Origin of the sequence: Bartonella sp. AU15XJBT, from assembly GCF_028618615.1 — a bacterium.
In the GTDB taxonomy this organism is placed as follows: domain Bacteria; phylum Pseudomonadota; class Alphaproteobacteria; order Rhizobiales; family Rhizobiaceae; genus Bartonella.
The window spans coordinates 64634-80736 of the sequence record NZ_JAQITG010000005.1 but is presented as its reverse complement, the minus strand read 5'-3'; the positions used below and the strand labels follow the sequence as shown (position 1 = coordinate 80736).

Below are 16103 nucleotides of genomic sequence, written 5' to 3'. Positions count from 1 at the left end.
AGCGCTTATGAATACCGTCTATTTTTATGAAAAGATAATTTAATGCTTCTTTTCAAATGAGCATCATCATTATATTTCCCTCCCCTCAGATTGCATTTATTTTTGCATTAAAATACACTCTTAAAAGGATTGTGTGCTCTTTCTTAAATACTCCCCATTAAATTCTTCTCATAACATGCGCATAGAGAATCTTTATCAAGAGAAAATAAAATGAGAAAGCTCTATAGCACTCATGATAAATGATTATTGATGAATCAAGACTTTAGAAAATAAAAATTTTTTTCTTTTATAAAAAAGGAGATGATTGTCTGTTGAAGTTATCATTTCATTTTCGATATTTAGAACACGACAAATCATGCAACAGCTTATTTTTAAGGTTCTATAGATTTCATTCACTTTTAATCATTTCTTTTGAGAGCGTGTCGCAAAAGGATTATCAGAAGCTCGTAATGATAGGCGCACTGGTATACCAGACATATCAAATGTTTCACGTAATCCATTGACAAGATAACGCAAATAGGACTGAGGCATGACTTTGGGACGTGAGCAAGAAATCATAAATCCAGGGGGACGTGTTTTCACCTGTGTGATATATTTAACCTTAAGTCGACGTCCCGAAATCGCAGGTGGTGGATGATGTGCCACAACAGTTTCAAGCCATTGGTTCAATTTAGCCGTGGAAATACGGCGATTCCATACACGGTGCATGATCATGATATTTTCCATGAGTTTATCAATCCCTTGACCATATTGTCCCGATAAAGGAACAGCCCTCAAACCACGAACTTGAGGAAGAAATCGCGCACATTTTTCATGCAAATCAATCAATGTGGCCTGACTATTTTCAATAAGGTCCCACTTATTGAAAGCAATAACTGGGACACGCCCTTCACGAATCACAAGATCCGCAATTTGTAAATCCTGCTTTTCAAAAGACATCGTTGCATCAAAAACAATGACCACCACTTCAGCAAAACGAATAGCACGCAAAGTATCTGCAACCGATAACTTTTCTAATTTCTCTTGAATTTTCGATTTTCGACGTAAACCTGCAGTATCAAATAGTTTAATATGACGACCACGCCATTCCCAATCGACAGAAATAGAATCGCGTGTCAACCCTGCTTCTGGTCCTGTTAACAACCGATCTTGCTTCAACATACTATTGATAAGAGTGGATTTTCCTGTATTGGGACGCCCGGCAATGGCAATCCGAATAGGCTTACTTTCATCGTAAATAAGCCCCTCTTCTTGCAAATCTTCTATATCATTACCAACAGATGCAGGCTGTATCGTCATATCTTCTTCTTTGTTGTTGCCAAAAGCGCGCTCTGACCCAACAGCGTCTATAATGGCATCACGAAGATCGCTAAGTCCCAAACCATGTTCAGCCGATATTGGGCACGGCTCTCCCAAACCTAATGACCATGCCTCATACTCTCCCCCTGTTGCCGCTTTTGACTCAGACTTATTAGCAACGAGTACAATCGGTTTTCCTGATTTGCGAACCAGTGAAGCAAAATTTAAATCACTCGGTGTTATTCCGCTCTTTGCATCAAATACGAAGAAAATAAGATCTGCTTCATCAATCGCAGCTTTTGTATGAGAACGCATACGCCCCTCAAGTGTATGATCTCCTGCTTCTTCCAGCCCAGCCGTATCAATCACATCAAAACGTAGATCTTGAAGTTTTGCCGCATGAATACGCCGATCACGTGTTACACCCGGCTTATCATCAACCAAAGCCAATTTTTGCCCAACCAAACGATTAAAAAGTGTCGATTTCCCAACATTGGGACGACCAACGATAGCAATGGTAAGGCTCATCGATTTATTCCTTATTTGCCTTGCCCTCAGCTTGCATAAGCTCAAGCATCATTCGAGCCCGATCTGTCACTTTTGATCTCAGCGTCCCTTCTGCAGAAATTTTCTGAAAATAGTCAACGGCCTCATCAATCTTCCCTGCTTTATAAGCAGCTAAGCCCAAAGCCTCTCGTGCGGACATACGCATAGGATCAATATCACTTGCCATATCTTCGACGCGCTTTTTGACATCATCCAAAGTCCCTGTATCAACCAAAATATAGGCGGCTCGAATTTTTGCAACCTTTCGCAAAATCTGCGGTGCTTTCTCATCTGCTGCAACAGAATCAAAGATCTCTACCGACTTGATAAGATCACCTTGCTCCATGCGTAAAGAAGCCTCCCGCAAACGGGCAAGAAAAGGATATCCTCCAAAATGAGAGTCTTTAACATTCTCCAATTGCTTTATCGCCTTATCAAAATGACGTGTATCCGCAAAATTAAGGCTTTTTACAAATGCATCACCAATATGGCTGGCTTTCTTTATTTGCGCATGATGATAAATTTGATAAATAATTATCGTGAGAATGAAAAGAAGAGCTGCCCCAATAATTGAAAAACCATAACGTCTCCAAAAAGCAAGTGCTTTTTCTTGGCGAAATTCTGCATTAACTTCAGCAATAAAACTATCATACGACATATAACATACCTTGTAAAAAATTTACTTTCTACACTTTTACGCATAAATGGACAAAGATGGTAGTCCTCATTAAAGAAAAAGCTTTAAGTTGCTCTGTTTATTCATTTCAAAGCAATATGTATCCCAATTGATTAGTCTTTTGCAACTGTATCAATTAAAAACGACGCAAATATCCTTTTGCTTAACATGACAATTTTTATATAATTTGTTTTATATAATTTGAATTTATAAAAAAGATCACGACCTTAATATATAGATGCTTGTCGATAATGTTAACCATTCTTTCTTAATTCAATGTATACCAAAGACAATCTTTTAAAGCCCTTAAAAACAAATGGTTCCTTGTCTTCAATTGTAGAATGGCATTAAACACACAAACTTTTTACAAAAAACGATAGCTAAACTTCTCTCTCCCCCTCTAAAACCAAATAAACAAATTTGCACCCCACAGAAAAAACACTGGAGCGTTATTAAAAGAATGCTCTCCCCTAAGTTTCAAGTAAAAATTTTTATACAAAGTGTATCCCTTCAACTTAATCTTCATACGATTAACGACCTTTTGTAATCGATCCTTAAAGCTTCTAAAAATATCCTATTGTAATGGCCAAACCCACATAAGCATGGGAACAGCAACAATAACGATCAACACCGCCAATGGAGCCCCCAAACGTGGATAATCACTAAAACGATATCCTCCTGGCGCCATCACGAGCATATTGCTTTGATGTCCAATAGGTGTAAGAAACTCACACCCCGCACCAATTGCAACAGCCATCAAAAAAGCTTCAGGCTTATAATGAAGAGAATGAGCAAAACTTGACGCGATGGGTGCAACCATCATAACCGTTGCTGCATTATTCAAAAATGGCGTGACCAACATGGCTGTCACCAACATCAGTGCTAAAGCACCAGATGGCGGGAAAAATATTGCCAGTTGGCTCAGCCATTGACCAATGAGATCCGTACATCCCGTTCTCTCTAAGGCTTCACTCACTGGAATAAGAGCCGCTAAGAGGACTAATATTGGGCCATCTAATGCCTGATACAGATCACGCGCAGGCAAAACGCGAAAGATAACCATTGCAGCGGCTGCAGAAAAGAAAGAAAAAGCCACTGGAACAATATGAAAAGCTGTAAAAATAATGGCTATAAATAAAATGGCTAAAGATATAAAACCATGTCGTAAATTTCCAAACACAATATTTCGTTTTGCTAGGGGTAGACATTTCAATTCCCTTAATAAATTTGGAATAACCGCATCTTGTCCTTGTAAAACAATCACATCTCCAAGATGGAAAATAATATCATTAAGTCTTCCCCTCACCCTCTCATGTTGACGACTTAACGCAAGCAAATTGACATTATAGTGATCAAATAGGGAAAACTCTTTCGCACTAATGCCAATAAGAGGCGAATTATGCGTGATGACCGCTTCAATAATATCAATATCACTGTCCTTATCCCCTGTAGAAAGCGTTCGCTCCTTAGAAAACTCTAAACGAGCAGAATTCATCACACTATCTATTCCTGTATGTGACCCTTCCAGCAAAACAATATCATTTTCAGATAAAACAAAATCCGGTAGTGGCGAAATAAATACTTTGTTTCTGATAATTTGAATCACCATAACATCACCACTTGATGGCTTAACCAAATCAATAATACTTTTCCCCACAATCGGTGAATTTATTGGAATATGCACTTCTGCAACATAATTACGAATATCAATGGCTTTATCAAACGATCCACCTGAACGCACACGTACAGGCAAAAGCCAATAAAAAAAGACCAAATATAAAACACCAACCATCGCAATAACCGCACCAACTGGTGTAAAATCAAACATCGTAAAAGGTGTTCCTGCTAAACGTTCTTGCATCGCTGAAATAACAACATTGGGAGATGTCCCTATCTGTGTCATAAGCCCCCCCAATAAAGAACCAAAGGCCATGGGCATCAAAAAGACAGAGGGAGAAACCTGAGAACGACGCGCAAACTGAAAAGCGATCGGAAGCATGATAGCCAAAGCACCAATATTTTTAACAAACATTGATAAAACGACAACAGAAAGAACCAAAAAAGCTAATTGAAGACGCACCGATTTCACATCTGGCCATATCCGCTGAATAATAAATTCCATTATACCAGAACGTGATACAGCCGTACTGACAACAAACACACTTCCCACGATAATAACAATATCATTACTAAAACCGCTAAAAGCCTCCTTTGGACTGACAAGACCAAGAGCACACGCTATTAATAATGTACAAATAGCGACAAGATCATAACGAAATCGATCCCAAATAAAAACAACCATCATGAGACCAATGATCAAAAAGGCCATTATTTGATTTTCTGTCATAACACTCACCTCTCCCCATTAAATTATAATAAACAAAAACATATCTTTATATGTTTTAAATATTCTTATAAACAGCAGCAAGATAAAAGCGGACATAGGAATATTTTATGATAACTTAAAGTGATAAAAAATATGATGCGCATAAACTTATCTCTCCTTCATTATGCGTGCTTTTCTATAACGTGCTGAATCTAAAGAAAATCGATAAAAGTTGATAAAGTGATATTGCAAAAAAGCTGAGAATAACTCTAATATACAAGGTAGATGACTGTTGAAACTGGTACACGCTATATTTTAACCTTTGTCGTTGCTTAAAAGAGTTTATCTTCACTCTCAATTCAAAGAGTGATAAAAATGAAAGAAGAAAGAATGGTCAATCTTAATAGTGGGTATCAAAGTCACCTAAAATATTGGCTCACTTGCATTATTGGATTTGTTGCTATCTTGGCAATTATAATTGTGGGTGGATTTTATATCGCAAAACCCTATCTTGACAGTTTTGTCAAACAAGAGATAGCCCGTCGTGCTATAAAAGCAGAAAAAACTGAAGTCAGCATTCTAGGTACAGTCAATTTGAAGAATGTTACACTCCCCGTTCCAGCCGGTACATCACTTAAAATTGGTGCCATTTCTGCTCGTCCTCCTCTTTCCTTTATTCCTGGAACTTTTACATTTTATAATGTTGATTTAAAGCATAATAATATTCATGTAAAAATTCCCCAAATTTCTCTTAAAAGTGTATCCTTAAAAGACAAAGATAGAACAATCACATCACGTCTTTTACAATCAATGATGCGTATTGAGCTTGCCTCAATAAGTGCTCCTAATATACAGCTTTCTGTAGAAAATAGAAACAAACCAGCAGAAACAGTTGAAGTCAAAAATTTTCAGCTTTTTGATTTTAAAAAAGGTCATATTCGTTCCGTTAGTATCAAAAATATGGATTTTAAAACAATCGCAGTCAATGGTGATAAACAGATGCAGCTGATGGCTAAAAGTGATAGCATAAAAGCCAATGATATCGACATCAATTATGCCTATTCTATCATTTTCGGAAAAAATAACGCTCTCACTCAAGGAAAAACCGTTACTGGCCCTATTTCTCTGAACAATATAAGTGTCGATATTTTTGAAGAAGCAGAAAAAAATAGCTCTTTCTTCCTCGGCCAATTTAAAACATCTGGTCTAAAGATGAAACCACTTGAACAAACGCCTGAAAAATTGGTTAAAGCTTATCTTAATGCAAGAAAAGAGAAGAATAAAGTCGCGGAAAAAATAGCACAAAATGGTCTCCTTCTAAACATACTGCTCGCCATTACCTCAGCAGATGCCAAAGTTGATAATGTCACCGTTGATATTCCGCCCTTGAAAGCAACTCTCGAATCATTTCAATTTAAACCAAGCTTGTGGAAACACCCTATCCCCAAAAAGCTTTTTCTTTCTTTCAATAACCTTTCGGTTTTACCGAAAAAAATGAATGAAAAAGACTTAGAACTCTTTAAACAGATGGGGTTTGAACAAATCGATTTTTCAGGAAAACTTGATATTTCTTATGATGAAAAAAAACATATGCTCCTTCTTGATACAATGTCTTTCGATATGAAAGATGTTGGGTCTGGGAACATATCGGCTAAGGTTATTGATGTTGATGAGAAGTTTTTTTCTGGTCAACAAAATGTCATGATTGCTGCTTCTCAAAACATTGGCATCAATGAAATTGATATACAATATAGAGATGCAGGTTTTATTGATAAGCTTTTTTCTTATCTTGCGAAAAGCCTTAATGATAGCCAACATGATCTTAAAAAGGAACTCTATGATGATTTCTATTTAATGATGACGCAAACCCCAAAAATGCTGCTAAAAAATCATGACGAAGCAGAAAAAATTTCAAAATCCTTAGGTGAATTTGCTAAAAATCCACAAACATTGATCATTAAAATTAAAGCAAAAGATAATAAAGGGCTCACAATGGTTGATCTCGAATCTGCTCTACAAAATGATCTATCCAAGGTGTTAAACAAAGTAGACCTCGCTATTAAAAATGAAGCATCGCCTTAAACATATTGTGCTTTAAACATGATGATCTTGTCTATAAATTAAGAACTTTATTCCTCTTTTTGCTTTTATATGATACAGAAAACATCATAATAGAGTCACTATACACAGAGAATATAGAATCATAAAATTGTCGATAGTTGGAGTTGTTCATGTCTGATTTATCTTCAAATCGCTTGCCTAATCGCGCTTCTCGTGTCACCAATCAAGCGCTTTCTGCTATCGAGCGTTTTCTTCATATTGAAGCTCTTAGTGGTATTGTTCTTTTACTCGCTGCTGCTTCTGCCCTCATTTTTGCCAATTCTCAATATGCTGCTCTCTATGAATCTTTTTGGCATACACCTCTTGGCTTTAATTTGGGTCATTTCACGCTTTCATGGGATTTACATTTTTGGGTTAATGATGCCCTTATGACTATTTTCTTTCTCGTCGCTGGAATGGAAATTCGACGCGAAATTCATGAAGGTGCTCTTGCCGATTTTAAACAAGCAATCTTACCAATTGTTGCTGCAATAGGCGGCGTTTGTGTTCCTGCGATTATTTATTTCATCTTCAACTTTAACGAGGGACATATCCATGGTTGGGCTGTGCCAACAGCAACAGATATTGCCTTTGCTCTTGGTATTCTGGCGCTTCTTGGAAAAAAAATTCCTTCTAATCTTCATGTCATTCTTCTCTCATTAGCGATTATTGATGATATTATCGCTGTTCTTATTATTGCTTTTTTCTACTCAACAAACATTGATCCTAGTGGTCTATTGATTGCAGGGGGAGGTATTGCTCTGGTACTCTTTTTTCAATGGATCGGGCTTGCATCAGCATGGCTTTACATTTTACCTGGTGCAATCATCTGGTGGGGATTAATGGTAACAGGCGTTCATCCCTCACTTGCTGGTGTAATCTTAGGTATGATGACGCCCGTTTTTCCTACACGCACTCTTGTAGCGCCACTCACCATGCTCAGCAACGCTATGCAAATTCTCCAAGAAAAAAACACAAAAACAGATCTCCATCATATTTCAACTGCATTGAAAAAAATGCGTAAAGGGCAAAGGGCCATGATTGCTCCCGTAACACGTGTTCAAAAAGCTTTGCACCCATGGGTTGCATACGGTATCATGCCGGTTTTTGCCTTTGCAAATGCTGGTGTTAGTTTTGCAAACTTTGATCTTTCTTCTGGCAAATCATTCTTAATTGTTTTTGGTGTTGTCATTGGTCTTTTCGTTGGTAAGCCCCTTGGCATTATCACTGCTAGTTATCTAGCCGTGAAATCAGGACTATGCCGCCTTCCTCCTCAAATGACATGGGCCGGGATTTTACTCATTGGATTCTTAGCAGGAATTGGCTTTACAATGTCTATCTTTGTTTCAATGCTTGCTTTTAAGGATATTATCCTTCTTGATGCTGCCAAAATTGGGGTGCTTTGTGGTTCTGGTTTATCTGCTCTTATCGGTCTTGGATATGGATTTATTTATATTAAGCGCAACAAAGAAATTTCTCATAGTTCTGAATAAAACCAAACAATCATTTGCTTTGTTAGACTGATCTTTTAGCATAACCAAGGTGTTACCTACAGTTTTTGAAATGGGTGTATCTTCTTGTTAGGGTATTTTTATCTTATGTTCTTTCTGGTTAAAGGAACAAATTTGAAAGTCCCCATAAAAACATTAAGAACTGTTTTTTGTTTCATTGATCAGAGATAAGAATATTCAACTTCAAAAAGATTTGCTGTTATTATCGCCTCCGCTCTTAGCTTATTCTCTCTACTCAAATATATTTGTGCAGATCTCTACGAGTCGTTCTTATATCGCCATATGAGTATTTCAAGAGAATGAAAATATCATTATCATAACAGAAACTTGATAACCTTTTTGCATAACTTCTCTCTTCCAAACTTTTCAAAAAAATGCGCTGCAGTTTAATGATTACCAGTCGTTTCATTAACATATTAAGATATGTAATATTTTTCCAAAACTCTTAAATTATCGCGGACTAACTTTTAAAATTTTAGATTTCACATAGAAACTAGATCATAAAGGAAAATAGAGCACAGATAAATTTTTCAATAATATTCATAAATGGGTGTATTTCATTTATCATTAAAACAAGCCTTGTCTATATGGTATCGTACTTGATTATGAATTGAAGAAATAGAAGCGGTTCCATCAATGACGATAAATCGTTCGTCTATTTCTGATAAAAGTTGATAGACTTCATAAACTTTTTCAATAAAGGAGAGCTTTTCTTCGTATTTTAAAGCTAAACCATCCCTTTTTTGCAATCGTTCGATAATAGCAGCAGGCGGCAAATGAAGATAAAATGTGATACAAGGTCTTGGGATAAATTGATTCAATTTAATCACACTTTCAAGTGAAAGCCCTCGAGCGTAAAAATAAGCAAGACTAGAATAAACATATCGATCGCTAATTATAAAATTTTGCGATGAAGTTAAAGAGGGCTCGATAATTTCAAGCGTATGTTTTCGTCTATCTGTCGCAGCTAAAAGTGCTAAAAGCAATGGATCAATTGATTTTCCACTCTCTAAATAATCTCTAACCTCTTGATTATTTCTATACCAATGACTGGGTTGAAAAGTTTGTATGATATGTTTTTCTTGTGAGTAATGGCGAGAAATCTCTTGTACTTGAGTGGTCTTTCCACTCCCATCAAATCCGCATAGAGCACCAAAAGAACCAGCATATTGCTTCGAAGACCACATGGAATTATAAATATCTTTCTTAAGATACACTTTCTCTCCATTCATATAATTTACGTCATTTTACATCTAAAATCTTCTTGTCTAGAAATAAGGCATTTTATCTCTTGAAATCAGAGGTATGATATCAAGAACATTCTCCCCTTCAGCGTGAGAGCTTGAAATTTTTATAAATTATTTACTGCTAGGATAACATTTTTAATTTTTAGCCAACTAAAAAGCAAATTCTGTAAGCTCTATAATGTTGACTCTGAAGTATAAATCCCCCTTTCATAACAGATACATGGTGCCATTCTTCTTCTCTTCAAAGCCCCTATGTAAACAATTCTCCTTTCTCTCTATCTTATATCTAAACGATTTATAAGAAGTATTTTATGATGTTGTCTCTTAAATAGTTTTTATTCCTATGCTAATCTTGTTTGTATACAAGCAAACAGTTTTTTGCTTCATCATAAAAAATCTTCAATGAAAAAATTTCACTGTATCAATTATTCTTATTTACATTAATAAGTGCGCGTTATGCTTATAAAGCGAATCACTCATACATATTAAAACTTTATGTTCTTGAAATTGAGCATTTAAAAATACTTAACTCTTATCCAATCCATAAACAGCATGTAATGTTCTCACCGCAAGTTCAGTATAAGCGCTATCAATCAAAACAGAAATCTTTATCTCGGAAGTGGTGATTGCTTGAATATTAATCCCCTTTTCAGCCAAAGCCTTAAAAGCTGTCGCCGCAACACCTGCATGGCTACGCATTCCAATGCCAATCACAGATATTTTGGCAAGATCACTTTCAAATTGGAGCACATCAAATCCAATTTCTTTGCGATTTTTTTCAAGAAGAGCAACGGCTTTTTCTACATCTGCTGATGGCACAGTAAAAGTCATATCAGTTTTTGATCCATCTTCAGAAATATTTTGCACAATCATATCAACATTAATGCACTCTTCAGCCAAGGGACCAAAAATTGCTGCCGAAATCCCTGGACGATCAGCAAGTCGACGCAGCGAAATTTGCGCTTCATCCTTAGCAAAAGCAATACCAGTAACATTTTGTTGTTCCACAATTTCATCCTCATCGCAAATAAGTGTTCCAGAAGAACTCATTGAATCCTCCATGCCTAAGGCATCGGGATCCTCAAAACTTGAACGCACAAAGGTACGAACCTTATGAACCATTGCTAATTCAACAGAACGAACCTGTAAAACTTTTGCTCCAAGAGAAGCCATCTCTAGCATTTCTTCAAAAGCTACTTTTGGTAAACGGCGCGCTTTCGGTTCTATACGTGGATCCGTTGTATAAACACCATCCACATCCGTATAAATATCACAGCGATCAGCTTGTACAGCTGCGGCTATCGCAACAGCACTTGTATCTGACCCCCCACGCCCTAAGGTAGAAATCCGATTATCTGAAGCTAACCCCTGAAAACCAGCAATAACAGCAACCTGACCTTCCTGAAAACACTCTATTAAAAAAGATCCGTCAATATCAGTAATGCGCGCACGACCATGCGCATTGTCTGTATGAATAGGGATCTGCCAACCAAGCCATGAACGCGCATTGATCCCCATTGCTTGAAGTGTCAAAGCCAGCAAACCTGAAGTGACTTGTTCACCAGAAGCCACCACAACATCATATTCACGAGCATCTCGCTGTATGGGCGAAGCATCACACGTCCATTGGACAAGCTCATTAGTTTTACCCGCCATCGCAGAGACAACAACAGCAACCTCATTGCCTGCATCAACCTCTCTTTTGACGTGCCGTGCAACATTATGAATACATTCAATGTTTGCTACAGACGTTCCACCAAATTTCATGACAATGCGCGCCATTAATAACACTCTTACCTTTACATCTCTTATCTCAAACGATAATGAGAATAACATGCTGTATCAACGAACCATTTTCTCGACATAGCGAATATCTATCATTTGTGCAAGTTTCATTATGATTATATTAATTTCTCTTGACTTTGTATAAAATCCTCTGGACTTGATCTGATCATTAAAAATAAAGGAAGGCAACATGATAGATGAAACACGAACAACTGTTGATCAAAGTGAACTTGATCACTTTTCACGTATCGCTACAGAATGGTGGAATCCTCAAGGAAAATTTCGACCTCTTCACCAATTTAATCCAACACGTCTTGCTTACATCAGAGAAAAAATCTGTTTAGAATTTAATCGTGACCCTGTCTCACTGACGCCTTTTGACAATTTGAAAATTCTTGATATTGGCTGTGGGGGGGGCTTGTTATGTGAACCAATGGCACGACTTGGCGCTACAGTTGTAGGCGTTGATGCCGCACAAACGAATATTGAAGTCGCAAAAATCCATGCTGCCCAAAGTAACCTTTCAATTGATTATCGCACGACGACAGCAGAAGCACTCGCCAATGAAGGAGAGAAATTTGATATCATCCTTAATATGGAAGTTGTTGAACATGTCGCTGACGTTAATCTCTTCATAAAAGCGACAGCAAAAATGCTAAAACCACAAGGGTTGATGTTTGTCGCAACACTCAACCGCACGTGGAAAGCATGGGGACTTGCTATTGTCGGCGCTGAATATATCCTCCGTTGGCTCCCTAAAGGAACCCATGATTATAAAAAATTCCTAAAACCTCGAGAACTTAAAAATTTCTTATCAAAAAACGCTCTGACTGTCATTGATGAGATAGGTATTACTTATAATCCATTAAACGACAGCTGGAATCGTTCAAAAGACATGGATGTTAACTATCTCCTTCTCGCAAAACGATCTTAAAGATATGTCATTTACGGCAATTATAGGTCTTGCAATAAAGAATTGAGTTTTCCCTCTGCTTCTAAAGCATAAAGATCATCACAACCACCAACGTGATAATCACCTATAAAAATTTGTGGAAATGTATTACGTCCATTCGCGCGCTGCACCATTTCTTGACGAAGGGATGTGGAAGCATCAATATCTGTATATTTTACACCCTTTTTGTCCAGTAAATCACGTGCTTTTGTGCAATAAGGACAACCTGGACGTGTATAAATGATTATCTCTTTCATAAGTATTATCCTCCAAGTATTTTTTTTAATAATATCTACTTTAAATTCCCCTTAAGAAGAAGGAAAAATAGAATCTTCTTTAAGGACACGCGAAAATGTTAGCACATCAACCTGTTGTGCACCTGCATATTTTAATGCAGCAGCTGCTGCTGTAACTGTTGCACCCGTTGTAAATACATCATCAATCAGTAAAACAGAACATCCTTTAAGATATTTTTTAACTTTATGCGAAACCTTAAAAGCATTTTTTACGTTAAGTTTTCTTTCTCTTGAAGAAAGACTAACCTGCGGACGCGTATGCCGAGAACGAACAAGCCACCCCGGTTTTAAAAGCTTTTTTTGTGATGCTGCAATATAACGTGCAAGCTCAGCAGATTGATTATAACGTCTCTCCCAAAAACGACGAAAATGCAATGGAATGGGAATAATAACATCACACTCTTCAATAACCTCACGTCCAGCAAACACCATCCAATTAGCCATAAAAGATGCCAATTCTATATGATCACCATATTTTAAGCGCGTTACCAAAGTACGTGCAAGCCCTTTATGAACAATGACTGAGCGAACACGCGAAAAAGGGTAAGAATTACGAAGCGCTTCACCACTGAGAAAACCATCCCCCATATCACAAACAAAAGGCGTCCCCATAACAGGACAATAAGGCTTCGTGATAAATTGAAGATCTTTCCAACATTCAGAGCAAATCGTGCCATAAGTAGAAACATTTTGCTTACATCCAGGACAAATTGGTGGATAAAGCATCGTTTTAAAGCGCTCAATGAATTGACGTAGTATATCCCCGCTATTTAAAGCCACTTCTCGAAAGTAAAACATTATAAATTTAGGCTTTTACAAGTCCCCCCCGTAGAACAAAAGTTCCTTTGTATTTCCTCAATTTATAAATTTAATTTCTTTAAAAAATCTTAACCTCCTATAAACTTATTTTTCTTTCACATTATAAACTTGACAGAGCTCGCACAATCATGAACCTTTTCAAAATGCATTCTTTCATAAATCGAAAGTATTCCACAATATGTCGCATCCTTTAATTTTTGATCATAACCGCATTGAACAATTCCGCAAACGCGCCTTTGAAAAAGCAAAAAAAGGATACGACTTTTTACTCTCTCTCATGGCAGAAGATCTCTATAAACGTCTTAGCACCATTGATCGTCTCTTCACATTAGCGCTCGATTTACACAGCCATACAGATCTTGCCACGCAAGCTCTCATGAAATCTGGAAAGGTTTGTTCTATAGAACGTATTGAGACTGATACACTTTATCAAAGCCATGATAAAAAGTTTCATTTACGTCATCGAGAATTTCTTGATTTTCCTCAAAATTACTGCGATCTTATTGTTTCACTTCTTTCATTACACTTGACGAATGATACCCCTGGTGTTCTAAGTCAGATAAAAAACACCCTTAAACCAGATGGCTTATTTCTAGCTGTTATGGCGGGTGCAGGTACACTCAAAGAATTACGTGAATGTCTTCTACAAGCCGAAATTGAAATTTATGGTGGTGCAAGCCCTAGGATCTACCCTTTTGCCGACATTCGTGATGCAGGTGCTCTTTTACAGCGTGTTGGCTTTGCCCTACCTGTAGCAGATGTTGAAGATGTCACAATACGTTATAATACAATGTTTGATCTCATAAACGATCTTAAAGCGATGGGAATGCAAAATGCGCTTATCAATCGCTCACGACGTCCTGTATCTAAACGATTTTTTCTCCGTGCTGCTGAAATCTATGCACAAAAATTTAGCGATCCTGATGGACGTATTCGTGCACATTTTTCTTTCATCTGGCTCTCTGGTTGGGCTCCTCACCCCAATCAACAAAAACCTCTACAACCTGGTTCGGCACAAATATCTCTGATGGATGTTTTACAACCCCAAAAAACATAACCCAAAATCATTTTTTAAAAATACTTTTATCCGTTGTCCGTAACATTTGACTGGTGATCGTTCCAGCTACCATTGAATCACTCACATTTAGGGCGGTACGTCCCATATCAATCAGTGGCTCAATAGAGATAAGTACAGCAACCAAAGTAACAGGAAGTCCCATAATTGGTAATACAATCAATGCAGCAAAAATAGCCCCTCCCCCAACACCAGCGACACCAATAGAACTCAACGTTACAATCCCAACAAGCGTAGCAATCCAAGTAGGATCAAGAGGATTAATCCCCGTGGTCGGTGCAATCATGGTCGCAAGCATCGCTGGATAAAGACCAGCACACCCATTTTGTCCAATTGTTGCCCCAAAAGAAGCTGCAAAACTCGCAATGGATTGCGGCACACCTATCCACTGCGTTTGCGCTTCAATATTCAAAGGAATACTTGCAGCACTTGAACGACTGCTAAAAGCAAATGTTAAAACTGGTAAAACTTTTTTGAAAAAACGAAAAGGATTAATCCCAGAAATGCCAAGCAATACACCATGAATTGCAAACATAAGGATAATACCAACATAGGAAGCGATGATAAAAATGAGTAAATTTAAAATATCTGCAATACGCGAAGTTGCTGCTACCTTAGTCATAAGTGCAAAAATACCATAAGGAGTCAAAGCAATCACAATACGAACTAACCGCATAATCCAAGCTTGTGCCACTTGAATAAATAAAAGAGCCTTTTCCCCTTTTTCCGGCTCATCTTTCTTTAAAAGAAGAACTGCAGCCCCTAAAAAGGACGCAAAAATAACAACACTAATAATTGATGTACGCTTGGCTCCACTTAACTCAGCAAAGGGATTTTTAGGAATCAAGGACAAAATCATTTTTGGTATATTCATATCTCCAAGTTGAGAAATACGATCCCCAAGAACAGCAGAAACATTTTGCCCTTCATGCACCAAACCATTTGCGGTTAATCCAAAGAAATTAACCACAAGCACACCAACCAACGCTGAAAGAGCCGTTGTAATAAGCAATATTGAAATCGTTATGATACTCATCTTTCCAACAGCATAAACAGAATGTAAATGAGCAACCGCTGAAACGATAGAGACAAAAACCAGTGGCATAACAATCATTTGTAACAATAAGACATAGCCTTCACCAACAATGTTAAACCATTCAACGGATTTCAATAAAGTGGCTTCACCCTCTCCATAAAAAAGCTGCAAAACACTTCCAAAAATCAAGCCAAGGATAAGCCCTAGCATAACACGGAGTGAAAGACTCCATTGCATTCTCTTACTTTGGGCAACCCACAATAAAAAAATAACAAATAGAAATAAATTGATGAAAAAATTAAATGTCATTGTCTATGCCCAGTCTATATCCACTATGGTTATGATTGATGGTGAATAATATGCATAATTCAAAATCAATGCATAATATTTAAAATTAAGGTATAAAACTTACAAGGCTTTTTAAAAGTCATTATT

General features: G+C 37.3%; 12 protein-coding genes. 4 read left to right on the top strand and 8 right to left on the bottom strand.

Annotation, left to right across the window (positions count from 1 at the left end):
• Nucleotides 1–402: 402 nt before the first annotated feature.
• The 3 genes from der to PVV57_RS03850 form a co-directional block, all read right to left on the bottom strand.
• Nucleotides 403–1827: a ribosome biogenesis GTPase Der gene (gene der / locus PVV57_RS03860; protein ID WP_273718965.1), complete on the bottom strand. Its 1425-nt coding sequence runs from the start codon at nucleotides 1825–1827 to the stop codon at nucleotides 403–405.
• A gap of 4 nt (nucleotides 1828–1831) precedes the next feature.
• A complete protein-coding gene (locus tag PVV57_RS03855) occupies nucleotides 1832–2503 on the bottom strand; it encodes a tetratricopeptide repeat protein (RefSeq protein WP_273718964.1) in 672 nt (223 codons plus the stop codon).
• Between the two features lie 592 nt (nucleotides 2504–3095).
• Complete coding sequence (locus PVV57_RS03850) at nucleotides 3096–4868, bottom strand: SLC13 family permease (protein WP_273718963.1); 1773 nt, start codon at nucleotides 4866–4868, stop codon at nucleotides 3096–3098.
• Between the two features lie 354 nt (nucleotides 4869–5222).
• Here PVV57_RS03850 and PVV57_RS03845 point away from each other — a divergent pair, with 354 nt between their 5' ends.
• Nucleotides 5223–6929 carry a hypothetical protein gene (locus PVV57_RS03845; protein WP_273718962.1) on the top strand — a complete coding sequence of 569 codons (1707 nt, stop codon included), beginning with the start codon at nucleotides 5223–5225 and terminating at the stop codon, nucleotides 6927–6929.
• 149 nt (nucleotides 6930–7078) lie between these two features.
• A complete protein-coding gene (gene nhaA, locus PVV57_RS03840; RefSeq protein ID WP_273718961.1) occupies nucleotides 7079–8440 on the top strand; it encodes a Na+/H+ antiporter NhaA in 1362 nt (453 codons plus the stop codon).
• A 575-nt stretch (nucleotides 8441–9015) separates the two neighbouring features.
• Here the strand turns inward: nhaA and tmk are convergent.
• Together tmk and PVV57_RS03830 are read right to left on the bottom strand one after the other, a co-directional pair.
• Nucleotides 9016–9675 carry a dTMP kinase gene (tmk, locus tag PVV57_RS03835; RefSeq protein ID WP_273718960.1) on the bottom strand — a complete coding sequence of 220 codons (660 nt, stop codon included), beginning with the start codon at nucleotides 9673–9675 and terminating at the stop codon, nucleotides 9016–9018.
• Between the two features lie 555 nt (nucleotides 9676–10230).
• Nucleotides 10231–11487, bottom strand: a complete 1257-nt coding sequence (locus PVV57_RS03830) for an aspartate kinase (RefSeq protein WP_273718959.1) — start codon at nucleotides 11485–11487, stop codon at nucleotides 10231–10233.
• A 193-nt stretch (nucleotides 11488–11680) separates the two neighbouring features.
• Here PVV57_RS03830 and ubiG point away from each other — a divergent pair, with 193 nt between their 5' ends.
• Nucleotides 11681–12424 carry a bifunctional 2-polyprenyl-6-hydroxyphenol methylase/3-demethylubiquinol 3-O-methyltransferase UbiG gene (ubiG, locus tag PVV57_RS03825; RefSeq protein WP_273718958.1) on the top strand — a complete coding sequence of 248 codons (744 nt, stop codon included), beginning with the start codon at nucleotides 11681–11683 and terminating at the stop codon, nucleotides 12422–12424.
• A 20-nt stretch (nucleotides 12425–12444) separates the two neighbouring features.
• On the opposite strand, the gene grxC is transcribed toward ubiG, so the two are convergent.
• A complete protein-coding gene (gene grxC / locus PVV57_RS03820) occupies nucleotides 12445–12699 on the bottom strand; it encodes a glutaredoxin 3 (protein WP_273718957.1) in 255 nt (84 codons plus the stop codon).
• Nucleotides 12700–12750: 51 nt separating this feature from the next.
• Nucleotides 12751–13536, bottom strand: coding sequence for a ComF family protein (locus tag PVV57_RS03815; protein ID WP_273718956.1), 786 nt, complete (start codon nucleotides 13534–13536; stop codon nucleotides 12751–12753).
• 199 nt (nucleotides 13537–13735) lie between these two features.
• Between PVV57_RS03815 and PVV57_RS03810 the strand changes: the two genes are divergently transcribed.
• Complete coding sequence (locus PVV57_RS03810) at nucleotides 13736–14614, top strand: methyltransferase domain-containing protein (protein WP_273718955.1); 879 nt, start codon at nucleotides 13736–13738, stop codon at nucleotides 14612–14614.
• A gap of 7 nt (nucleotides 14615–14621) precedes the next feature.
• On the opposite strand, the gene PVV57_RS03805 is transcribed toward PVV57_RS03810, so the two are convergent.
• Nucleotides 14622–15977, bottom strand: coding sequence for an L-cystine transporter (locus PVV57_RS03805; protein ID WP_273718954.1), 1356 nt, complete (start codon nucleotides 15975–15977; stop codon nucleotides 14622–14624).
• Between the last annotated feature and the right edge of the window lie 126 nt (nucleotides 15978–16103).